Source organism: Pseudomonas chlororaphis subsp. chlororaphis (assembly GCF_003945765.1).
GTDB lineage: Bacteria > Pseudomonadota > Gammaproteobacteria > Pseudomonadales > Pseudomonadaceae > Aquipseudomonas > Aquipseudomonas chlororaphis.
On sequence record NZ_CP027712.1, the window covers coordinates 901,247 to 922,743 of the forward strand.

General features: G+C 60.0%; 16 protein-coding genes, 1 other RNA gene and 1 pseudogene. 7 read left to right on the forward strand and 11 right to left on the reverse strand.

Annotation, left to right across the window (positions count from 1 at the left end; translation table 11 throughout):
* The first annotated feature begins 119 nt into the window (after positions 1-119).
* Together C4K27_RS03940 and C4K27_RS03945 are read left to right on the forward strand one after the other, a co-directional pair.
* Entirely contained in the window at positions 120-464 is a 345-nt protein-coding gene (locus tag C4K27_RS03940) for a hypothetical protein (RefSeq protein WP_007920795.1), read from the forward strand.
* A gap of 334 nt (positions 465-798) precedes the next feature.
* Positions 799-1,116: a hypothetical protein gene (locus C4K27_RS03945; protein ID WP_053259584.1), complete on the forward strand. Its 318-nt coding sequence runs from the start codon at positions 799-801 to the stop codon at positions 1,114-1,116.
* A 79-nt stretch (positions 1,117-1,195) separates the two neighbouring features.
* Here C4K27_RS03945 and C4K27_RS03950 read toward each other — a convergent pair whose 3' ends face one another.
* The gene (locus tag C4K27_RS03950; RefSeq protein ID WP_053259585.1) at positions 1,196-1,801 is read right to left on the reverse strand and encodes a TetR/AcrR family transcriptional regulator; all 606 of its coding nucleotides are present in this window, start codon (positions 1,799-1,801) and stop codon (positions 1,196-1,198) included.
* A 130-nt stretch (positions 1,802-1,931) separates the two neighbouring features.
* Here C4K27_RS03950 and C4K27_RS03955 point away from each other — a divergent pair, with 130 nt between their 5' ends.
* The 3 genes from C4K27_RS03955 to C4K27_RS03965 all read left to right on the forward strand — a co-directional run bounded on the left by C4K27_RS03955 (position 1,932) and on the right by C4K27_RS03965 (position 5,707).
* On the forward strand, positions 1,932-3,008 hold the full coding sequence (locus C4K27_RS03955) for a sugar phosphate isomerase/epimerase family protein (protein WP_053259586.1): 1,077 nt from the start codon (positions 1,932-1,934) through the stop codon (positions 3,006-3,008).
* A 2-nt stretch (positions 3,009-3,010) separates the two neighbouring features.
* Positions 3,011-3,892, forward strand: coding sequence for an alpha/beta fold hydrolase (locus C4K27_RS03960; protein ID WP_053259587.1), 882 nt, complete (start codon positions 3,011-3,013; stop codon positions 3,890-3,892).
* Between the two features lie 177 nt (positions 3,893-4,069).
* On the forward strand, positions 4,070-5,707 hold the full coding sequence (locus C4K27_RS03965; protein WP_053259588.1) for an ArnT family glycosyltransferase: 1,638 nt from the start codon (positions 4,070-4,072) through the stop codon (positions 5,705-5,707).
* A gap of 39 nt (positions 5,708-5,746) precedes the next feature.
* On the opposite strand, the gene C4K27_RS03970 is transcribed toward C4K27_RS03965, so the two are convergent.
* Together C4K27_RS03970 and C4K27_RS03975 are read right to left on the reverse strand one after the other, a co-directional pair.
* Entirely contained in the window at positions 5,747-6,847 is a 1,101-nt protein-coding gene (locus tag C4K27_RS03970; RefSeq protein ID WP_053259589.1) for a polyamine ABC transporter substrate-binding protein, read from the reverse strand.
* Positions 6,848-7,093: 246 nt separating this feature from the next.
* Positions 7,094-7,999 carry a LysR family transcriptional regulator gene (locus tag C4K27_RS03975; RefSeq protein ID WP_053259590.1) on the reverse strand — a complete coding sequence of 302 codons (906 nt, stop codon included), beginning with the start codon at positions 7,997-7,999 and terminating at the stop codon, positions 7,094-7,096.
* Between the two features lie 109 nt (positions 8,000-8,108).
* Here C4K27_RS03975 and C4K27_RS03980 point away from each other — a divergent pair, with 109 nt between their 5' ends.
* Positions 8,109-9,347, forward strand: a complete 1,239-nt coding sequence (locus C4K27_RS03980) for an SGNH/GDSL hydrolase family protein (protein WP_053259591.1) — start codon at positions 8,109-8,111, stop codon at positions 9,345-9,347.
* Between the two features lie 69 nt (positions 9,348-9,416).
* On the opposite strand, the gene C4K27_RS03985 is transcribed toward C4K27_RS03980, so the two are convergent.
* A complete protein-coding gene (locus tag C4K27_RS03985) occupies positions 9,417-9,803 on the reverse strand; it encodes a DUF6124 family protein (RefSeq protein WP_053259592.1) in 387 nt (128 codons plus the stop codon).
* A 1,388-nt stretch (positions 9,804-11,191) separates the two neighbouring features.
* On the opposite strand from C4K27_RS03985, the gene C4K27_RS03990 reads away from it, so the two are divergent.
* Positions 11,192-13,747 carry a TIR domain-containing protein gene (locus C4K27_RS03990; RefSeq protein ID WP_081002209.1) on the forward strand — a complete coding sequence of 852 codons (2,556 nt, stop codon included), beginning with the start codon at positions 11,192-11,194 and terminating at the stop codon, positions 13,745-13,747.
* A 192-nt stretch (positions 13,748-13,939) separates the two neighbouring features.
* Here C4K27_RS03990 and C4K27_RS03995 read toward each other — a convergent pair.
* From C4K27_RS03995 to C4K27_RS04025, 7 genes and pseudogenes are all read right to left on the reverse strand, one after another.
* Positions 13,940-14,202: pseudogene (locus C4K27_RS03995) on the reverse strand (EcoAI/FtnUII family type I restriction enzme subunit R); the annotation flags it as partial.
* A gap of 413 nt (positions 14,203-14,615) precedes the next feature.
* Positions 14,616-15,007, reverse strand: a transfer-messenger RNA (tmRNA) gene (ssrA, locus tag C4K27_RS04000).
* Between the two features lie 79 nt (positions 15,008-15,086).
* Complete coding sequence (locus tag C4K27_RS04005; protein WP_007920821.1) at positions 15,087-15,374, reverse strand: PA2433 domain-containing protein; 288 nt, start codon at positions 15,372-15,374, stop codon at positions 15,087-15,089.
* Between the two features lie 278 nt (positions 15,375-15,652).
* Positions 15,653-18,463: an FAD-binding and (Fe-S)-binding domain-containing protein gene (locus C4K27_RS04010; protein WP_053259594.1), complete on the reverse strand. Its 2,811-nt coding sequence runs from the start codon at positions 18,461-18,463 to the stop codon at positions 15,653-15,655.
* Positions 18,460-19,131 carry a LutC/YkgG family protein gene (locus C4K27_RS04015; RefSeq protein ID WP_053259595.1) on the reverse strand — a complete coding sequence of 224 codons (672 nt, stop codon included), beginning with the start codon at positions 19,129-19,131 and terminating at the stop codon, positions 18,460-18,462. The genes C4K27_RS04010 and C4K27_RS04015 overlap by 4 nt, the downstream gene beginning before the upstream one ends.
* A complete protein-coding gene (locus C4K27_RS04020; protein WP_053259596.1) occupies positions 19,128-20,585 on the reverse strand; it encodes a LutB/LldF family L-lactate oxidation iron-sulfur protein in 1,458 nt (485 codons plus the stop codon). The genes C4K27_RS04015 and C4K27_RS04020 overlap by 4 nt, the downstream gene beginning before the upstream one ends.
* A complete protein-coding gene (locus C4K27_RS04025) occupies positions 20,582-21,406 on the reverse strand; it encodes a (Fe-S)-binding protein (RefSeq protein ID WP_053259597.1) in 825 nt (274 codons plus the stop codon). Before C4K27_RS04025 ends, C4K27_RS04020 begins: the two co-directional genes overlap by 4 nt.
* Positions 21,407-21,497 lie beyond the last annotated feature (91 nt).

The window sequence follows — 21,497 nt, forward strand, 5'->3', positions numbered from 1 at the left end:
ACGACCGCAAGCAGGTTGTGGCAATCGTCACTACGCTGGGAGGTGCGCCCGGCGGATGATTCATCTTTGAAAACGCCCTGGGCGTCTTTCTTTCCTGCGGCTGAACAGGTGCCTTGAACATGCGCAAACTGTGGCGAAAGTATCTGGACCTGCTGGACGGCGACCTGAACACGCGGGTCTTCGACAACGTCAAGAACCTGCTGGTCTGCGCCTTGCTGTTCGCCGCCGGGACCAATGCGCTGCACAGCGACCACCACCTGTTCCTGGGCCTGTTCGGCTCCGGCCTGACCGGCTGGGGGCTGATCGGGGTGTCGGCGCTGCTGATGCTGCTCAATGTCAGCGACGGCCTGCGCCGGCTGGCCAGGCTGCCTTATCACCGGCTGCTGCAGGTCGCGCTGTTCCTGGTGTACCTGGTATTGGCGGTGCGGGTGGTGGAGATCGTCTGGAACTTCCGGGCCGAGTAGCGAAGGCTTTTCTGGTTGGCGGCATTGGCCCCTGTGGCGGCGAACAGACAAAAACTCTACAAAAAAACGCGTGTCGACCACCCCGGAAATACCCTATACAGAGAGCGGCCCGCAATCGCCCATGGCGTTCGCGGGCGCCCGTACCACCCACCACGCAGGAGATGGACATGTTCAGGTTCCTCACGGTCACTGAATTAGAGCAAACCCCTCGGCATCGTCATGGCGGCTCCGTCAGCGGAGCCATTGCTGCCTGGGAGCTGAAAAATCTGGCTCTCAATACCAAGGGGTTTGTCATATGTCCAAAGAATTACTCGGAGTTTCTGCTGTAGGGCTGATGGTGCTGGGCGAGTTCTGCGCGATCTACAGCGAAGTGGTCGCCGCCCGCCTGGCGCATACGGGCAACACGTCATGGCCGGACCTGGCGTTGCCCGTACTGATCATGTGTTTCGCCGGTATCTGCCTGATTGGCGCCTATTGGCTGGGCTATTTGGCGGTTGGCGATATCTGGATGATCACGGTGGTGTCGGTGACCTCGCTGTTGCTGCTCGAACCGCTGGTGATCTGGTCGGTGTTCCGTGAGGTGCCGGGGCGCGGCACGCTGATCGGCTGTTGCCTGGGCGCGCTGGGCATGCTCTCGGCGGTCTTTCTGTAACTCGCGCAATGACTCGAATACGGCCTGGCGGCGATCCCGCCGGGCCGTTTTTTTGTCCGCGATTGGCTGCTCGCAAGTGTTAAGTGGCCGCTTCGGTTTGCGCATCGAAAGCCGCCATGGCCATGGGAATCATCGCCAATAGGCGCGGCTTGCCGATGCCATCACGGGCCTGCACCGACAGCCCATGCAGCACCGTGGCATAGCAGTCCCCGAGGGACATCACGTCGGTGCGCTTGGGCAGCTCGCCAGAGCGCACGGCCTGCTCCAGGCGCTCGATGATGGAGCGGGTCCTGTCGCGACGGTGCTCGGCCAGCCATTCTCTGATGCCGTCGTTGTCCGCCGAGCAATTGGTGGCGGAGGACACCACCATGCAGCCCAGTGGCCGGTCGGGCTGGGTATAGAGTTCGACGGCTTCCCTGAGCATGCGCTCGATGGCATCGCGGGCACTGATGTCGTCGCCCAGGGCCGCGTCGGCAAAGGCGCCGTCGCCTGATTCGTAGACTTCGATGGCTTCGCGAAACAACGCTTCCTTGGAGCCAAAGGCCGCATAGATGCGCGCCGAGGCAATGCCCAGCGCGTCCACCAGGTCGGACATGGACGTGGCCTCGAAGCCGCGCTGCCAGAACACATCACGCGCCTTGTACAGGGCCTGCTTTCGGTCGAATTCGCGGGGTCTGCCAGCCATGTCCAGTTCTCGATACAAAGGGAGTGCTGCCAATTATTGGTCGATCGACAAAAAAATCAAGCCATCGTATTGACGGGGTGTCGAGGGCAGCCCTATTGTTTGTCGAACGGCAAACAATAGGGCGTGAACCATGAAAACCCTCAAGGGACCGAGCCTGCACCTGGCTCAATTCAGTGATGCGGCACCGCCATTCGATACCCTGCCCGCCATTGCCGCCTGGGCGGCGGGGCTGGGCTTCAAGGCGCTGCAAGTACCGGCCTGGGATGAGCGGCTGTTCGATGTCTGCCTGGCGGCCAGCAGCCAGGATTATTGCGATGAGGTCAGCGGCACCCTGGCCGAACACGGGCTGGTGATCAGCGAACTGACCACCCACCTGTTCGGCCAGTTGGTGGCCGTGCATCCCGCCTACGACAGCCTGTGCGACGGCTTCGCCCCGGCGGCCCTACGGGGCGACAGTGGCGCCAGGACCCAGTGGGCCCTCGAACAGCTGAAACTGTCCGCCAAGGCGTCACGCCGATTGGGCCTCAGCGATATGGGGACCTTTTCCGGCTCGTTCGCCTGGCCCTATTTCTTTCCCTTTCCACAGCGCCCGGAAGGCCTGGTCGACTCGGCGTTCAATGAGCTGGCCAAGCGCTGGCTGCCGATTCTCGACGCCTGTGACGAGCAGGGGGTGAACCTGTGCTACGAGATCCACCCGGGCGAGGACCTGCATGACGGCGTGAGCTTCGAGATGTTCCTGGAGCGGGTCGGCAACCACCCGCGCTGCAAGATGCTCTTCGACCCCAGCCACTTCGTTCTGCAGCAACTCAATTACCTGGACTACCTGGATATCTACCACGAGTTCATTCGCATGTTTCATGTGAAGGACGCCGAGTTCAATCCCACCGGCCGCCAGGGCATTTACGGCGGTTATCAGCCCTGGGCCGAGCGGGCCGGGCGGTTCCGTTCGCTGGGCGACGGGCAGGTGGATTTCAAGGGGATCTTTTCCAAGCTGGCGCTTTATGACTATGCCGGCTGGGCGACCCTGGAATGGGAGTGCTGCCTGAAAGACCAGGAGCAGGGCGCGCGCGAAGGCGTGGCCTTTATCAATGAGCACATCATCCAAGTGACGGACAAAGTCTTCGACGACTTCGCCGGCGCGCCGCTGGACCAGGCCCAGATCAACCGACTGCTGGGCATTGCCCAGCCCTCCCATCAAGGACGCTGAGTATGGATCTTTTCGAGCAGCAGGCTTTTGCCGGGCGTGATTACCGCCATGGCTACGTACAGGTGGACGGCGGGCGCATTCACTATGTCAGTGAGGGCCAGGGCAAGCCTGTGCTGTTGATCCCCGGGTGGCCGCAGACCTGGTTCACCTGGCGCCATGTCATGCAGGCGCTGGCCGGGCAGGGTTACCGGGCGATCGCGGTCGACCTGCCCGGCATGGGCTTGTCCGATCGCCCCGAGCAGGGCTATGACACCGGCACCACGGCGTCTCGCCTGCAGGCCTTGATGCTGGCGCTGGGTTACAGCCAATACTCGGTGGTGGGGCACGATGTCGGCATGTGGGTGGCCTATGCCCTGGCCTACGACTATCCGCAGGCGGTGGAGAAACTGGCCCTGACGGAGGCGGTGATTCCCGGCCTGGCCGAGGCGCCGTCGATCTTCGCGCCTGCGGGGCAGAACATCTTTCTCTGGCACTTCATGTTCAACCAGTTGCAGGACCTGCCGGAGATGCTGATCGCCGGGCGTGAGGCGCAGTACCTGGCTTACATGTTCGAAAAGTGGTCGGTGCATCAGGAGCGGGTCGCGGTCCAGACCTATGTCAAAGCCTACTCGGTGCCCGGTGGGCTGCGGGGCGGGTTCGCCTATTACCGGGCCATCCCCGAGAGCATCCGGCAGAACCGCGAGCGTGCCAGCCGCCCACTGGAAATGCCGGTCCTGGCGATTGGCGCCGAACACGCCACCAACGATGCGCCGCTGCTGACGATGAAGGGCAATGCCCTGAGACTTCAGGGGGCGATAGTGCCGGGGTGTGGTCACTTCATTACCGAGGAGGCGCCCGAGGCCTTTATTGCTCATCTGCTGCCGTTTCTGCGGCAGGAGGACTGAGTACGTCAGGCTGAGCAATCAGGAGGGAGTGGGACGCCAGCCTGTCTTTGCGAGTAGGGCTGATGGAAGGGCCGGGATTTTTTGCGGCCTGTTCAGGGATGGTTCAGGGCCTGCGGCTGCAACATGGCAGCCGGCATGCCCAAGCCTTCGGGCAACGCACCCTCTGACGGATAATCCATGGACCACCACCGCATTCGCATCGAGATGTTGGGCGTCTTTCTGCTCGCTTTGTTCCTGTTCACTTTCGGCATCTGGGACCAGCCAGCGCAAGGCTTCGACGGGCGCTGGTGGTTGTTCCTGCAGGAGATGTTCCGCCACGGCGCGAGCCTGTTCCCCACCACCTACGGCGAGCCTTACCCGGACTATCCGGGCACCGCCACCTTGTTCAGCTATGGCTTTGCCCAGCTGTTCGGCGCCCCTAACGGATTGGCCAATATCCTGCCCACGGCGCTGGCCTCGGCCGGGGTGCTGGCGTTGCTGTATCGCCTGCTGGCGCCGCTCGATCGCACCTGTGCATTGCTGGCGGTGCTGCTCACGGCGCTGACCACCCAGTGGCTGGAGAAGTCGCGCTCGGTATGCCTGGACCAGATGGTCTCGCTGCTGTGCCTGGGCTGTTTTTACCTGCTGCACAGCGGCGAGCAGCTGGGTTCCAAATGGCGCCAGTACGCGATTTTTCCGCTGTTCGTCATCGCCTTCGCCATCCGCGGCCCCCTGGGGCTGATCGAGGTCTGCGGCGTGGCCTGTACCTACTGGGCATTGAGTATTTGCCGGGCACCGGGCGACGGCTGGCGACTGTTGAGCAAGGTACTCGCCCATGGGCTGATCGGCCTGATCCTGCTGGCCGCCTGCTGGTGGGCGTTGATGCAACTGGCGCAGTTCAGTGGCGGCGAAGCCTTCGCCCGACAGGTCTACCAGATGCAGGTCGGCGGGCGCCTCGATGAAAGCGGCGAGCCGCTGTATTTCTACTTTCAGCTCAGCCTCTACCGGTACTTCCCGGTGGTGCCGCTGGCGCTGGCGACGCTGTTCGTCCTGCGTCGGCAATGGTCCACTCGGCACTCCGACGACAAGCTGCAACTGCTGGCGCGCCTGGGCGCCTGTGGATTGATGATCCTGCTCGGCTTGTCGGTGCCGCACTTCAAGCGTGCGTATTACATCCTGCCCATGGTGCCGATGTTCGCGGCGGTCGCGGCTTACGGCCTGCTCCATCCGCAGCGCTGGCTGCTCAGGGTGCGCTGGTTTTATCTCGGCCTGGTGGTGCTGTTGCCGGGCTTGTGCGCCGTGGTGCTGCTGGTCTGCCGGCACAGTTGGCAGAAGCACGGTTATTGGCCGGCGCTGTCATTGCCGCTGATGATGGCGGTGTTTTTCGGCCTGCAGGTGCTGGCGCTGCATGCCTGGCAAACCACTCGTAATGCGCCCGGGCGGCGCCTGGTGCTGCTCAGCCTGTTGGCCCTGGCGGCGCAGTGGTGGCTGCTGGTGAAGGTGATCGAGCCGGCCAAGGACCTGCAATTCGCCACCCGGGGTTTTGTCGGGCAGGTCGAGCAACTGCGTGGGGAAGACCGCGGCACCCTGGTGTTTCTCAACCTGGGCAAAGACACCTGGGCGGTGCGCTACATGATGAACCTGGACCACGACGAGCAACCGCGGTTTATCGGCAAGGACGATCTGTCGCCGCTGGCGTCGTTGCCGCGTCCGGCCTGGGTGATCCTGGCGCGCAAGGATCGGGCATTGTTGACGGGAACTGCGCTGGAACAGGCGACCCCGGTGTTCGAGGGGCGCTTGAATGACAATCCCTGCCTGGTGTTCGAGCTGAAGTGAAGGCCAGGCAGCCCCAGGGCGGGGCTGCCTGAGGGCGGATTATTTATCCGACTTGATGCTGGTCCAGACCCGGGTCCGCACGCGCTCCAGCTTTTGCGGCAGCGGCTGCACCACATAGAGCTTCTTCAGGGCTTCGGGGGTTGGCGTCAGGTCGGTATTGCCGGTGATCTCCTTGTTGATCAGCGCAATCGAATCCTTGTTGGCGTTGGGGTAACCGAGGAAATCACTGATGGGCGCGATGACTTTCGGGTCCAGCAGGGTGTTGAGGAACTCATGGGCCTCGGCGACATTCTTCGCGCTCTTGGGAATAGCGAAGGTGTCGAACCAGATCGGCGCGCCTTCCTTGGGCAGGCGCCAGTCCACCACCACCCCGTTGCCGGCCTCTTTGGCGCGATTGCCGAACTGGTAGAAGCTGCCGGAGTAGCCGATGGCCACGCAGATGTCGCCGTTGGCGATATCGGTCATGTATTTGGCCGAGTTGAAGTAGGTGACGTAGGGGCGGATTTTCAGCATCAGCTCTTTGGCTTTTTCATAGTCCTGCGGGTTCTGGCTGTTGGGGTCCAGGCCCAGGTAGTGCAGGGCCAGCGGCAGGATTTCCTGCGGCGAGTCGAGCATGGCCACGCCGCAGGACTTGAGTTTCTCCATGTTCTCCGGCTTGAACACCAGATCCCAGCTGTCCACCGGCGCGTTATCGCCCAGCGCCGCCTTGACCTTGGCCGGGTTGAAGCCGATCAGCACCGTGCCGTACATGTAGGGCACGCCGTACTGGTTGCCCGGGTCGTTGCGGTCCAGCAGTTTGAGCAGCTCGGGGTCCAGGTGCTTCCAGTTGGGCAGCTTGGACTTGTCGAGCTTCTGGAACACGCCGGCCTTGATCTGGGTGTCGAGGAACTGGTTCGACGGCACCACCAGGTCGTAGCCCGAGTTGCCGGTCAGCAGCTTGGCTTCGAGGGATTCGTTGGTGTCGAAGGTGTCCCAGGTCACCTTGATGCCGCTGTTCTTGGCGAAGTCCTTGGGCACCGACGGCAGGATGTAGTCGGCCCAGTTGTACACCCGCAGCTCGCGCTGCTCGGCCTGTGCCGCGCCGGCCAGCAGCGACAGCCCACAAACGGTGGCACTCAGTATGCGTTTCATAGTGGCCATGAATGGTTTCCCCAGCGTGGCGATGGTTTTTATGTTCTGTACGCGGCAGGCGGTCCTTGAAAGGGCAAAGGACAAAGAGGGTCAAGGTTCACAAGGGCGGTTCTGATGACAGCCTGGGCCACCGAGTCAGTGGTCCGGGTTCGATTCTTGCCGACGGCCCCTGGGATTCACAGCACGGGGTTGGCCAAAAGGGGATCGTAATGGCCATTGATCGTGTCCGGGGCAGGCAACGCGCTGGCCCTGGGTTCAGGGAATGAAGCCCGGCAACCGCGCCACTCGCTCGGCCAGGTACTCCATGAGCAAACGCACGCGCAGGGGCCGATAGCGGCGCTCGGGGTAGATCAGGAACGCCTCGTTGGCTGGCCCGCTCCAGTCGGGCAGGACCCGCACCAGCTGCCCGCTGTCCAGCAGGTCGCTGACCAGCCAGGCCGGGGTGACGCAGAGCCCGGCGCCTTGCAACACGCCGTCGCGGATGGCCAACGAGCTGTTGCTCCGGTAGCGCCCTTTGGGGGTGACGCTGACCTTCTCGCCGCTCGGGCCGCTCAGCTCTAGGCGGTCGCCCGCCGCCAGCCAGGCGAAGCGCAGGAAGTTGTGTTCGCCCAGGTCGGCCGGGCTGTTCAAGGGCGCATGCTGGCGCAGGTACTCGGGTGCCGCCACCAGGTAGCGCGGCGACGTGGCGATGCGCCGGGTGATGGCGTTGGGCGGCAAGTCCCCGCCCAGGCGCAGGGCCAGGTCGACGTTTTCCTCGGTGAGGTCGACGAAGCGATCATTGAAGATCAGCTCCACCTCGATGTCCGGGTATTGCGCCATGAACGCCAGCAGCAACGCGTTCAGATGCAACACCCCCAGGCTCACTGGCACGTTAACCCGCAGCACGCCCTCGGGGCGCTCGGTCAGGCCACGCACCTCGGCCACCGCTTCGCTGTATTCCTCCAGCACGGCTTTCGCCCGTTCGTAGAAGCGCTTGCCCTGTTCGGTAGGCGTCAGCCCGCTGGTGCCGCGGGTGAGCAGGCGGGTGCCCAACTGCTGTTCCAGGGCCGCCACCAGCTTGCTGACGGTGGGTTGAGTACTGCCCAGCTCCCGGGCGGCCGACGACAGGCTGCCCAGCTCGACGGCGCGGACGAAGCAATGCATCGCTTTGAGGCTGTCCATGGGTATTCGATATCGGAATGGGCTGTATGAAGTTATGCCTTCTATCACGGTTATTTCGAATGGAGCAATCTGGCTCGCCTCAGCCTTACGGCCTCAAGGAGCTACCCGGATGAAAGCCCTGCACTCAAGATTTTCCCTGCCGCTGATAGTCACGGCCCTGCTCGCCACAGGCCCTGCCCTGGCCCAGGACAACTGGCTCACCACCTGGATGGCCAGCCCGCAACCGACCTGGGGCAACGAGCTGCCGCTGCCCACGCGGATTCCCGCAACCCTGGCCGACAGCACCGTCCAGCAGAAGCTGCGCGTCAGCGTCGGTGGCAGCCGGGTACGGGTGGTGGTGTCCAACGAATACGGCCAGCAGCCGCTGCTGATCGGCGCGGCGCGGGTCGCGGCCGTGGAGGAGGGTGAGTCCGTTCGCGCCAGCTCCGGACAAGCCCTGAAGTTTGGCGGCGAGGAGCAGATCAGCATCGCGCCGGGCGAAACCCGCACCAGCGACCCGGTGGCGCTGGCGGTGCCGGCCCTTGGTGAGCTGGTTGTCTCGCTGTACCTGCCGCAGTCCACGCCGCTGACCACCTTCCATTGGGACGGCAAGCAAACCGCGTTTATCGCCCCGGGCAACCAGGTCAATGCACAGCAGTTGGAAGGCAAGGAGCAGGTGGAAGCACGGCTGTTCCTCAGCGACATCCTGGTGGACGCCGCACCCGACAGCCGCGCCCTGGTGGTGCTCGGCGACTCCATTACCGACGGCAACGGCTCGACCCTGGACCGCAACCGACGCTGGCCCGACTTCCTCGCCCAGCGCCTGGCCGCCAAAAACATCGCCGTGCTCAACGGCGGTATATCCGGCGCGCGCCTGCTCGAGGATGGCATGGGCGCCAGCGCACGGGCACGTTTCGAGCGCGACGTGCTGAGCAAACCCGGGGTGAAAAGCGTGGTCGTCATGCTGGGAATCAACGACATCAGCTGGCCCGGCACCGCCTTTGCGCCCAACGCACCCTTGCCTGCACTGGACGAGCTGATCGCCGGCTATCAACAACTGATCGACCAGGCGCACCGCCACAACCTGCGCATCATCGGCACCACGCTGTTGCCCTTCGAAGGCGCGCTGGAAGGCAGCATCATCGAGCACTACCACAGCCCGCAAAAGGAACAACTGCGCCAGGCGCTCAACCAATGGATTCGCACCGGCCAGGCATTCGATGCGGTGATCGACTTCGACCAGCTGACCCGCGATCCGCGGCATCCAACGCGTTTGTTGCCGCTTATGGATTCGGGCGATCACCTGCATCCGGGGGATGAGGGGAATAGGGCGATGGCGGAGGGGGTGGAGTTGGAGGTGCTTTTTTGAGTGTTTAGCAGATGCCTTAAGGAACAGCGCGACAGGTCATGCTGCCGCGCCGTGCTTTCGTGGGGCGTTCTACTTCAGCGATGGCGTGTGGCGACTGCCATCGAGCAAGGCATCCACCACGGCCCGCGCCATCTCCACCGAGTGCACCAGTGACCAGATCAAACCGCGCTCAATGCCACTGCCACGCTCGGTGATTTCATCGGAAACCTCCTCGGCGCTTTTCAGCAGCAGGGAGACATGGAGCAGGGCTTCTTCGGCGTTGATGCCTTCCCGAACCGAGAACAAAGAATCGCGGCTCACCGGGATACTGACGGTTTTTTTGAGCGACTGAATCAGAGACGCATCAGCAGGCTGAACTGACAGTTTCTGCCGGATGTGCTTATTGGCCAGATCGTGTTCGAGGTTTCTGCCGCGATGGGTAGCAGTGAGGGGCGGATCGGGGACGAGCTTTTTCATGGCGTAACTCCTAGTACAGAGATAGGAGCCATCACCGTCGCTGCTAAACGATAGGGTGGCGGCCGTTCGCAGGTTAGCAGACCGGTGTACTAGGAACCCGGCGCACCCGAAGGTGCCCTGCGCACGGCCGCCATAAAGCGGAGCCAAAAAAAGCGCCACGTAATGGGAGCGCCATGCACCTAGTTACACGTCGAGCTGCTAAACCCGGTCACTGAATTTGCAGTGACGAATCGAGGCTAGCCAGTGCGGGGCGGTAGGCGCAAGCGGCTGGGAGTTTCTAGGAAAATTCGCACAATAGAAAGAGACTTGACGCTGCTCCGAGGGCGCGAATGCTAGGTCTGCTATTGCGAGGAGGGAGGCGTGGCAATGACGAGTTGGAGTGCTGAGGGTCAAAAACAATACATGGCACTTTCTACTGGGTGATTTTTCACCGCCGAGTAATACGCAAAATATCCGAGTTCAGTCCTCGACGGGTGGTGAGTCTGTCTCCTCGAAATCGTAGTCGACGCAACAGGATGCTCATCACCGCTCCGGATTAGGGTAGTGGTCATTCATGGGGGTCACAAACTCGCTATTTGAGGCTCGTTCGTGGGGGAGAGTTCGTGCAATGTAGCTCGACGCAAAGGTGGTCGCCAGGATGATCTGACCTCCGATATCGGTAAGGCAAGTGTCACGACACGTTTTACTATTTTCCAAAACGTGTCGCGTACTGAGCATCGGACTTGGATGATCCCCGCCGGGGAAATCCTCTTGATCGGTGGTATTTAGATACCTGAGATCCTTGGGGCTAAAGCCACCGTGGCCGGGGCGAAGTGATGGAATCTCACTGTGGCCTAGATGACTCAAATATAAGCCTGAATCACAATTAAGCGGCACCTGCTCCGACCTGCTGTCAGGTCGGCGGACGCTCCGTTAAATACTTGACGAGTACCAAGGGCTAGCACGCTGCCTCTCATGCTGGAAACGGCACAGGGCGTGGGCTGCAGAGGAACTGACCGGCGTCTGCTGGCGAAAATCCGTCAAGGCCCTGTCAAGAATTGTTTGGTGCGCTAAGGACTTAACTGCCACGGTAGTCAGCCCCCCCATCCGCCGAGGCAGGTCTGTGTTTTGTTTAGCGGTTCTCGACGGTTTCCTCAGGTGGTTCTTTATATGACTAGCGCCAGCTTATATCGGCGAATTCCGCAAATGAGATGAAGCCGGCTTGTTTTTCGATACATCATCGCAAAGAAAATTTAGCTATACCTTTGATTATTAATATTTTTTTCATGAGAAAAAATGAGATTTTTTTCCTCGACGACTGGAACCTTAATCAAATAAGCTGCTGGCATCCTAGAGAAACCTGCATAAAACTACTTTGATAACGTTTGCTGACCTAGCACGGAGGCCAGATGAGTAAAGCATTCCTGTCTCACAGCAGTAGAGATAAAGAGTTTGTGAGACCAGTAGCTGATGAACTGGGAAGCGCTCTTTCGCACTACGACGAAAGGACGTTTGAGCCCACAGGAGAGTCTGCAGGGGAAATTCTTGAGGCACTGAGCAACTCATCGGTGTTTGTTTTGTTTCTTTCAAAAAACGCTCTTGCTTCGCCTTGGGTTAAGCAAGAAATTCGATATGCGCAGCATATGTATTTTGAAGGAAAAATACAGCAGGTCGCGATATTTCCATTAGATGAAACGACAAGAGATTCTCTTGATGTATGGTTGAGGCCATTCGTCATTCAAATCCTGAAAAAACCGAAATTGGTTGCCCTCCGGCTTCGCTCAATATTAGCAATGAATGATACCCCGGCGAGCAGAAGATTTATCGGGCGTGACAAGCAAGTCAGCGATCTTAAAGATAGCCTTCGAGACAAGTCGTCAAGTCGCCCCTCAACAGTCTTGGTTTCAGGTATACAGGGCATCGGAAAGAGAAGGCTTTTAAGTCGAGCTTACCAAGATCTTTATCCTTTTTTGCCTAACTATTGGATCGAAATATATTTGGGCGCTTACGAGGGAGAGTCAGCTCTTTATGAACGGCTGCTTGACTACTTTGAACCAAACTCAACTTGGGCTAGCGCGAAAGAAAAGGCTGACGAATTTATAACGCTGACCCCCGTTGAGCGAACAGTGAAGCTTGCCGAAATATTGAACTTGGTTGAGGCTTCTAAGCAAGTGGTGCTGCTAAATTTTGTAGAGGACGCGTTTAATACTGATGGAAATATGGAGCCTTGGCTGCTGAGTGCTATTAGGGCAACAAAATCCAGTTATCCAGTGCTCGCAGTTGTTACATCGCGCGGCCCTAGTCCTAGGGCATTGGCAAACCTCAGCGATATCCCTTATCTGAAGCTTCACAGCATCGAGGAAAAGTATGCGAAGCAGTTATTGGAACTCCTGTGTGAAGACTCAATTGTTCAGGCGCCTGATGCTTTGGTGGAACATGTTACATCTCTCGTTGGTGGTCACCCAGGGCTCCTCGAACTTTCTGCGAAGCTTATAAAGGCAGCTGGTATAACGCGGTTTAAAATCGAACTGACGTCAAGTGATGAAAAATCAGCTCTGGAGGAATATGTTGAAAAGGCTATTCAAAATATCTCGCTTTCTGTAGTTGAAAGATCCGCAATGCTGTTGTTAGAAGAACTGGGAGGTGCGACTCGTGAGGATATCTTGCATGGCTTCTCTGAACAGGCCACTGGGAATGAGTTCTCTGCTAGTCTTGCCAAGCTTCTTGACTTCGGATTGATTGAAGATGCAGGGGGCGAGCTCCGATCTGCATCGCATTTAAGGCTCATAATGCGTCGTTGGAAAAACGACAAGAAACTTCAAGATATTCTGATACCAGTTCGTCAGAAACTTGTTGAGATTCTTGATGAGGCATTGTCATTAGAGGGTGGGACCTATCTCTCAATTCGAGCACCGATTGCTGCGGCTATTCGAGCAGATGGTGACTTTAGTAACGTTCTCGTTAGCAAACCGCTGCTTGCGGCTCAGCAACTGCGTGTGGCAAGGCGTCTTTATGATGAACGCTCACTAGTGACAGCAGCAGAGAAAGCAAAAAAAGCGTTCGAAAATCAACTGGCTCTTAGTGATGATGGAGTAATTGAGGCGCTAAGGATTTTAGGGCTGGTCGGTGCAAGAACGAAAAATATTGATCTTAAAGACTTCGCTTGTCGCCAATTGAATATGTTGCATAGTGATAAAGCGAAGCGAATATCAGCGTTCATAAACGGTTTCGAAAGGCGCCTGTCAGGCGAGTTCAAGGAAGCAGAACAACAGCTTCGTGTTGCACTTGGAATCGGAGGCAGTGGAGATTTTCATTTGCTTCGTGAATTGGCGGCCTCTTTACTAGAACAAGGAAAGACTCAAGAGGCAGAAAAATTCGCTCGAGGAGCTTTGCGTATTGCTCCGACTAATCCTTATGTACTGGATATCCTAGCAGCTTGCCTTATCGACAGATTTCGTGAATCCCCGAATGATGTGGGGCTTGAAAAAGAAGTGAAAGAGCTATTGGATAGATTGGTCACGTCGGACGAAAGGGAGCATCAGTCGTTTAGCAAACGTCGGAAAATTGCTTTTCTGATAGTAAAACGTGACTATTCGAAAGCTTGGATAATGCTCAACAGGGAATCCTCTAGCGAAAGTAAAACCTGGTACAAATTGTTAGCAGCTGAATGTTTTTTTAAAGAGGGCAACCCACGTGAAGCTCTTGAACAACTCGAAGGTTTGTACCGGCCGCCCTCCGTTCTAGATGATGAATCTGTTGTGCAATTCTATCAAATTAGACGACTTCGTGTTCTTTCCTTGGCTGATGCTGGGAGGCTAGATGAGGCAGTTGGTGAGTTTGAAAAAGTAGGCCGATTTCTTGATTCAAAGCATCGTGATTCGTTACGAAAGGAGTTGGTTTTTGAAATTGCGAAATCAAAAATTTCAAAATCCGATATTGTAATTAATTTTGCGAAACACGACTAATTAATTGGTCTTCAGGTCATTTAGTTGGTCTGAAGGCCATTTGTGACTTCGCTTTAAAGTGGTTTTTCAATATATCTTGCATTAATTATCAAGATTGCTCCGTCGCACGGTGAGTTCAGTGATGTCTTGGCGAACGAACTCCAGATCTTCGTCGAGCGTTTCTAGCGCGCCGTGCACATTATCCGCTACGTCGGCTTGTTGCATGCTGGAGCCAACGGAGTGTTTATTGTCCTTTGCCTCGATCACAGCAATAGGCAGGTTGGCCTGATGGTAGAGGATAAAGTCCGCGCGGCATGCTTCGCTACGGCTGTGAAGTTTGCCTCGGACGATAATACGGCCTTTGGTAAAGCTGACTTCCTCGCGCACTTGCTTGTGCATGTACCACCAGCCTGCTGAATGGCTGGGGCAATGTACTTGCTGCAGATATCCCGTTTGGAAAGCGACTTTTTGTCCATACCCCCCAATTCCCTTTCAAATTGGCCTGGTCGCTCCATTCCGGCACAGATGATCGTGCTCGATGGGCGCAAATGTACCTTGTTTGATGCGGGCACGGGAGGAGATCAGATTTTGGTGACTGACACTGTAGGGAAAGTCGAGGCCATACCAGCGAGAGTACTTCGTGTTGTTCCGACAGTTCTTTTATCTTGGATCGTTGCCCGGGGTGACGCATCGACTTCCGGCGCGGTCGGTCCTGCTAGTAAGCAAAGCGATTGAATAAGCAAGATTTTAAGAGTGTGATGGGAGCCTGGAATACCAGAACGAGCGGAGTTCAAAATTCTCCTACAGAAGCCAATGGCGCTGAACCCCCTGATTTCTCTGGATTCCAGGCACAAAAAAAGACGTCCGTGGACGTCTTTTTTTGTTCAGTTGGTGGAGCCGGGGGGATTTGAACCCCCGTCCGCCAGTACTCCGCTGTCGGTACTACATGCGTAGCCGTGTCTATTGAGTTAACCCTCAGCGACCCGACGGGCAGGGTGCTTTGGGCGAGTTGTGTAAGTTTTAGCCGCTTCGTCCACAACGTACTGCACGGCGATTCTGTTCTGTATGACAATCATTTCGGGTTTACAGACATCCCCTGATGATTGCTGGACCCGAAGGTACCAGAAGGAAGGCTAGCGCCGCTTACGCAGCGAGAGCGTATTCCCCGTAGGTTTCGTCATTGGCAACTATAGGAAGTTGCAACAGTGGATTTACGAGTTCTGTTACCAACTCGGCATGCACCTAAAGTTTCGCAACCGGCGTCGAATCCTAAACGGCCCCGAACCTGCTGTGCATTACCAGCAGGTTTGTACAGTCTACGCCAAAATGGCCCGCAAGGCCATCCCGAAGGCGGGGCCCGTTAGCCGCCGCCTTCACCCTTGGCGCTGTTCTGGATGCTCTGGATCGCGCGGGTGGTCAGGGCGATGCATTCCTTGGTGCCTTCCTCGGTGTTTTTCGCCTGGGCCGCCTGGGCTTGTTGCACAGTGGCGTCGATGTTGGCCTGCAGGTCCGCGGCCTGGATGGTGGTCCGTGCATCACGGATGGTTTGCAGGTTCACCTGACACAGGTCTTCCTGGTTCCCGGCGAAGCTGGGGGAAGCCAGGACCGAAGCGGTGACGAACAGGCCTAACAGTACAGAGCGTTTCATGGGCGTCTCCTTGAACTGAAGGGCCAGGCGCTGCTGGCCATCAGTACGAACTGCCGAGATTTCAGGAAGCTCCCGTTTTCGGGAGCTTGATCGGTGGACTGCGGTGGTTCGCCAGGGTTCTATTTTTCTGCCCAGGGTCGCGACCACTGAGCCTGCGGGTGCAAGAAACCTGTAGGAGCTCGTCATGGTCGTTAACGGTATCGCCCACTCACTGGCTAACCGCGGTGCTCTCCAGTTCATCGCGAGCAAGCTTCGCTCCTACAGTGGGCGCATACCGATCAGCTTTGCCTGGCCTGGGTCACCCGGTCCACCAGATAGACCAGCCCGTGGTAGTCGATCCCGCCATGCTGGCTCAGGCCGATTTCACAGGTGCGGCTGGTGGAAATGCCTTCGCTGCAGTACTGCACCGCGTCCTTGAGACTACGCAGGGAGTGGGCGTTGAGCTCTGGTGTGGTGAACCCTTTATCGCCGGCGAAGCCGCAGCAATGGATGCCTTCCGGGATCACCACATTGTTGCTGCAACGCCGCGCCAGGTCGATCAGCGCCTGGCTTTCGCCCAGGTGCTGGGTGCTGCAGGTGACATGCACGGCGACCGGCGCTTCCTGGGGAGTGAACTCGAGCTTGTCCATCAGGTGGGTGCGGATGAAGCGCACCGGGTCGTACAGGTCCAGGCGCACGTCGCCCAGGTCCTGCACCAGACGCAGGGTGCAGGGGCTGGTGTCGCAGTAGATCGGGTCGAGGCCGCCGCGGCTGGCGTGGAGCAGGGCGCCGATCAGTTCCTGGCGCTTGTGCTCGGCCTGTTCCGCGTAGCCCTTGGAGGCGAACGGCTGGCCGCAGCACAGGTTTTCGACGTTGTCCGGGATCACCACCTGGTAACCGGCTTTTTCCAGCAGGCCGCGGGTCTTGTCGTAGAGCGAGCTTTGCTCTTTGTCCCCGGCCGCCGGGCCCATGACCCGCGACACACAGGCCGCCAGGTAGACCACCCGTGGCCGCTGGTCGCTGACCGCCGGGCTGAAGCGAATGGCCCGTTCCGGCTGCGGCATGGCGCTGGTCCATTGCGGCACCTGGCCCTTGGACAGTTTGCTCAGCGCCGCCGAAACCCTGGCCAGGCGTGGTGCCCCCAGCAGCATCCGCGCGCCGTTGGCCACGTGCAGGGTGAACCGCGCGCCCCGCAGGGTGGTGGCGAAGTGCGAGCCAAGCCAATCGGCCGCCTTGGCGTGAGTGGCGTGCTGGCTGCGCAGCTTCTTCACCAGCTCGCCGGTGTTGATGCCCACCGGGCAGCGCTGGGCGCACAGGCCGGTGGCGGCGCAGGTGTCGATGCCCTGGTACTGATAGGCCGCTTCCAGTTCCGTGGTGTCGACGCCGGCGCGCTTGCGGGCCTGGATATCGCGCCAGATCACGATGCGCTGGCGCGGGCTCAGGGTCAGCCCCTTGGACGGGCACACCGGTTCGCAGAAACCACACTCGATGCACTTATCCACAATCTCGTCGGCCGCCGGCAGCGGCTTGAGGTGCTTGAGGTGGATCTGCGGGTCTTCGCTGAGCACCACGTCCGGGTTGAGGATGCCGTTGGGGTCGAGCAGGCGCTTGAGTTGCCACATCAACTGGTAGGCATCGCTGCCCCATTCCAGCTCGACGAAGGGCGCCATATTGCGCCCGGTGCCGTGTTCGGCCTTGAGCGAGCCGCCGAACTCCACCGCCACCAGTTGCGCCACGTCATCCATGAAGGCCTGGTAACGCGCGACTTCCTCGGCGCTGTTGAAGCCCTGGGTGAAGACGAAATGCAGGTTGCCCTCCAGCGCATGGCCGAACAGGATCGCTTCGTCGTAGCGGTGTTTGTCGAACAGCGCGATCAGGCGGTTGACGCCGATGGCCAGCTGTTCCACCGGAAAGGTGACGTCTTCGATGATCACCGTGGTGCCGGTCTTGCGCACCGCGCCGACGGCGGGAAAGGTGTCCTTGCGGATCGCCCAGAGCTTGGCGTTTTCCTTCGGGTCTTCGGTGAAGTCGACCTGCTTCTCCACTGGGAAGGAGGCGAGGGACGCCATGATCTGCGCCAGTTGTTCCCGCAGCAGCGCGGAAGATGCCGCGCGGGACTCGATCAGCAGCGCACAGGCATTGGCGGACAGTTGCTGGACGAAGGCCGGCATCCCGGGTTTGTCCTGCACCGAGCGCAGGCTGCGGCGGTCCAGCAGTTCCACGGCGGACACCGGTTGGTTTTTCAGCACGGTTACCGCGTTGCAGCAGGTTTCCACATCCGGGAAGACGGTCAGCGCCGAGGCTTTGTGCGGGTGGTCGATCACCGTGTCGTAGGTCACCGCGCTGATAAAACCCAGGGTGCCTTCGGAGCCCACCAGCAGGTGGCTGAGGATGTCCAGCGGCTCATCGAAATCCACCAGGGCATTGAGCGACAGGCCGGTGGTGTTTTTCAGCCGGTACTTGTGGCGGATCTTCGCCGCCAGCTCACTGTTGGCGCGGGTCTCGCGGCCGAGGCTGGCCAGGCGTTCCAGCAGCTCGCCGTGGCTGCTGCGAAAGGCCGCGACGCTGGCGGCGTCTTCGGTGTCCAGGCGAGTTCCGTCGGCCAACACCAGGCGCAGTCCGGCCAGGGTGTGGTAAGTGTTTTGCGCGGTGCCGCAGCACATGCCGCTGGCATTGTTGGCGACGATGCCGCCGATCTTGCAGGCGTTGATCGAGGCTGGGTCAGGACCGATCTTGCGTCCGAACGGCGCCAGCCAGGCGTTGGCCTGGGCGCCGATCACCCCCGGTTGCAGGCGGATCTGCTGGCCCTGGTCGCGGATCTCGCGGGCATTCCAGTTATCGCCGAGCACCAGCAGCACCGAATCGCTGATGGCCTGCCCCGACAGGCTGGTACCGGCGGCGCGGAAGGTCACCGGTACGCGGTCGCGCTGGGCCAGCTTGAGCAGGGCCACCACTTCGTCTTCGGACTCGACGCGGATCACCAGTTGCGGAATCAGCCGATAAAAACTCGCATCGGTGCCGAAGGCCAGGGTGGAGAGCGGGTCGTCGAAACGCCGTTCCTGGGGGATCAGTTGTTGGGCATCACGCAGAAAAGCCGTCGGTAGACTCATTGGTCCTCCAGGATCAGCACCACCAGGTCTTTCGGGCCGTGGGCGCCGTAGGCCAGGACCTGCTCGATATCGGCGGTCTTCGACGGCCCGGATACCAGCAGCGCGTTGGTCGGCATGCCCTGGGCCCAGGCGTATTCCTGCTGGACCTGATAGAAGTTGTCGCGGATCTCGCTGGCCTTGAGCAGGGCGAAATGCACCGGCGGCACCAGGCTCATCAGCCGCGGTTCTTCGCGGGTCGGCCAGAGGATCAGGCTGCCGGTGGCGGCGATGGCGCCGAGGGTGGTGGTGAGGCTGGCCGGGGTGTCGTTGAACAGCTCGGCTTTCCATTCCTCGACGGGCCGATCGTAGGCCTTCAACGTCGGCAGCCCGGGATGCTCGGCCCAGTATTGGCTGACGCGCTGGCCGTGGGGCGTGGACGGTGCGATCAGCAGGCTCGGCAACTGGCGTTCGCCCAGCAGGCGGGCGAGCAGCGCCGGCCAGTCCTGGGCGGTGGTCTGATGAATCTCGGTGTGCACCGCTTCCATCTGCTTGCGCAGTTGCGGGATGCGTTGTTCCGGTGTGTAGGTGTAAGGCTCGGTGACCAGGGCCTCATCGAAGTTATCCACAATCGGCGTGGTGCCGCTCAGGCTGCTGCGCAGCTTGCCGAGGATGTTCTGTTTGGCGCTCATCGACGTTCTCCCTGTTTGGCCAGATGCTCGCGGGCCAGGTCGTGCAAGGACCGGGCGGCGGGTTTCGGTGCGCTGTGGTTTTGCGTCCAGGGGCCGACGTTGCTCGGGGTCAGCGCGCGCAGGCGGGTGGCCGCCAGGCTGAACAGGCGATACAGCATGGGTGAGCTGTTGAGCCTGGCCCAGGCGTTCCAGATAAAACGCTCCTTGCGCGAGTACTTGCTGCCCTGGCCGCGCATCACCTGATGGGGGCTGTCCGGAGCCTTGACGTTCTCTTCGCGCAGGCGGCGCAGCAGGCTCGGGATCGGGATCTTCACCGGACACACTTCGCCGCAGGCGCCACACAACGAAGACGCGCTCGGGTGGTCCGGCACCTTGGCCAGGCCGACCATGTGCGGGGTGATGATCTTGCCGATGGGGCCGGGGTAGACCTCGCCGTAGGCGTGGCCGCCGATGCGGGTGTAGACCGGGCAATGGTTCATGCAGGCGCCGCAGCGGATGCAGTTCAGGGTCTGGCGCAATTCGCTGTCGGCGAAGGCCTGGCTGCGACCGTTGTCGAGCAGCACCAGGTGCACTTGCTGCGGGCCGTCCAGCTCATGCTCCTTGCGCGGGCCGGAGATCATGTTGACGTAGGTGGTGATCGGCTGGCCCAGCGCCGAGCGGGTCAGCAGCGACAGCAGCGGCACCACGTCACGCAGGTTCTCGACGACTTTCTCGATGCCGGTGACGGCGATGTGCACGGGCGGCACCGTGGTGGACATGCGGCCGTTGCCTTCGTTTTCCACCAGCAGCAGGGTGCCGGTCTCGGCCACGGCGAAGTTGACGCCGGAGACGCCGATGTCCGCTTCGAAGAATTTCTGCCGCAGGACCCTGCGACCGATCTGAATGAGTTGGTCAACGTCCTTGGTGTACTCCACGCCAAGTTTGTCGTGGAACAAGGACGCGACCTGACCGGCGTTCTTGTGGATCGCCGGCATGATTATGTGTGAAGGCTTCTCGTGGTCGAGCTGGACGATGAACTCGCCCATGTCCGACTCAAGGCATTCAATGCCTTGTTCAGCGAGGACATGGTTCATCTCCATCTCTTCGCTGACCATCGATTTGCCCTTGATCACTTGCCGCGCCTCGTGAGCCCGGATGATCGAGAGGACGATGCCATTGGCCTCGTCCACCGTTTCCGCCCAGTGCACTGTCACACCGTTGCGGGTCAGGTTCTGTTCAAGCTGCTCGAGCAGGTCGGGCAGCTTGGATAACGCACGGGCCTTGATCGCATTGCCCAGGGCCCGCAGGTGTTCGCGCTCGTGGGCATCGCTGAACGACGCCGCACGTTTGGCCATGAGGGAATCCATGGCGCTGCGAAAGTTGTTTCGCAGTTGTCGGTCGCCCAGGGCCTGGTGGGCCCGGGTGCGAAAATCGTCCGACACGGTCAGGGTCGGAATAAGCTCCGGGGCGCTCATGCGGCACCTCCGGTACGCTGCCAGAGGAAGCTGGCCAAGTGTTGACCGCGCAGCGCTTCCCGTTGTTTCTCCAGCGAACCGTTGATGTTCATCAAACAGCCGCAGTCGGCGCTCAGCACCTGGTGGGCGCCAGATTCCTTCAGCGCGCGGGTCTTGTCCGCGACCATCGCGCCGGAGATGTCCGGCATTCGGACGCTGAAAGTCCCGCCAAAGCCACAGCATTCGCTTTCGTGGTCGTGCTCTACCCGTTCCACGTTGCCCAGTTGTGCCAGCAGCTCACGACCGTGCAGGTGGGTGTTCATCTCGCGCCGTGCCGAGCAGGAGGTGTGCAGCGCCACCTTGATCGGCTCGCCACTGTCCTTGAGCTGCACCTTGCATACGTGCAACAGGAACTCCGCCAGCTCGTAGGTGCGTTCGGCCAGGGCCTGCACCTGCTTCAAGGTTTGCGGCTCGTCCTTGAACAAGTCCGCGTAGTGCTCGCGCAGCATGCCCGCGCAGGAACCCGACGGCACCACCACCGGATAGTCGCCGGCGAACAGCGCCAGTTGCGAGCGGGCCACGGTGCGCGCCTGTTCGGTGTAACCCGAGGTGTAGGCCGGTTGTCCGCAGCAGCTTTGCCCTTGCGGGTACTCCACGCGAATGCCTTCGCGTTCGAGCAAGTGAATCGCATCCATCCCGGCTTCGGGATAGAACAGGTCGACCACACAGGTGCCGAACAGGTAGACCCGCGACGGTTTCTCGCTGGGGTACTGGCGCGGTTCGGCCAAAGGCGGTGCGACACGGGTCGCGTTAGGCACGGCGTTGTAAAAAAGCTCGCTCATCAGGCGTGTCTCCGGGTGGTCCCGGTTATCCGTCTGCGGCGGCTGCTGAATATAGAGAGACAAGCTTTCAGCAGCCTTGCAGACCGGGTTG

Excerpts from the sequence above, each read along its gene's own strand:
- C4K27_RS03950 (WP_053259585.1), bottom strand. The coding sequence starts at position 1,801 with ATGGCTGGCAGACCCCGCGAATTCGACCGAAAGCAGGCCCTGTACAAG.
- C4K27_RS03985 (WP_053259592.1), bottom strand. The coding sequence starts at position 9,803 with ATGAAAAAGCTCGTCCCCGATCCGCCCCTCACTGCTACCCATCGCGGC.
- C4K27_RS03980 (WP_053259591.1), top strand. The coding sequence starts at position 8,109 with ATGAAAGCCCTGCACTCAAGATTTTCCCTGCCGCTGATAGTCACGGCC.
- C4K27_RS04025 (WP_053259597.1), bottom strand. The coding sequence starts at position 21,406 with ATGAGCGAGCTTTTTTACAACGCCGTGCCTAACGCGACCCGTGTCGCA.
- C4K27_RS03990 (WP_081002209.1), top strand. The coding sequence starts at position 11,192 with ATGAGTAAAGCATTCCTGTCTCACAGCAGTAGAGATAAAGAGTTTGTG.
- C4K27_RS04015 (WP_053259595.1), bottom strand. The coding sequence starts at position 19,131 with ATGAGCGCCAAACAGAACATCCTCGGCAAGCTGCGCAGCAGCCTGAGC.
- C4K27_RS03975 (WP_053259590.1), bottom strand. The coding sequence starts at position 7,999 with ATGGACAGCCTCAAAGCGATGCATTGCTTCGTCCGCGCCGTCGAGCTG.
- C4K27_RS04010 (WP_053259594.1), bottom strand. The coding sequence starts at position 18,463 with ATGAGTCTACCGACGGCTTTTCTGCGTGATGCCCAACAACTGATCCCC.
- C4K27_RS03970 (WP_053259589.1), bottom strand. The coding sequence starts at position 6,847 with ATGGCCACTATGAAACGCATACTGAGTGCCACCGTTTGTGGGCTGTCG.
- C4K27_RS03945 (WP_053259584.1), top strand. The coding sequence starts at position 799 with ATGGTGCTGGGCGAGTTCTGCGCGATCTACAGCGAAGTGGTCGCCGCC.
- C4K27_RS03965 (WP_053259588.1), top strand. The coding sequence starts at position 4,070 with ATGGACCACCACCGCATTCGCATCGAGATGTTGGGCGTCTTTCTGCTC.
- C4K27_RS04020 (WP_053259596.1), bottom strand. The coding sequence starts at position 20,585 with ATGAGCGCCCCGGAGCTTATTCCGACCCTGACCGTGTCGGACGATTTT.
- C4K27_RS04005 (WP_007920821.1), bottom strand. The coding sequence starts at position 15,374 with ATGAAACGCTCTGTACTGTTAGGCCTGTTCGTCACCGCTTCGGTCCTG.
- C4K27_RS03940 (WP_007920795.1), top strand. The coding sequence starts at position 120 with ATGCGCAAACTGTGGCGAAAGTATCTGGACCTGCTGGACGGCGACCTG.
- C4K27_RS03955 (WP_053259586.1), top strand. The coding sequence starts at position 1,932 with ATGAAAACCCTCAAGGGACCGAGCCTGCACCTGGCTCAATTCAGTGAT.
- C4K27_RS03960 (WP_053259587.1), top strand. The coding sequence starts at position 3,011 with ATGGATCTTTTCGAGCAGCAGGCTTTTGCCGGGCGTGATTACCGCCAT.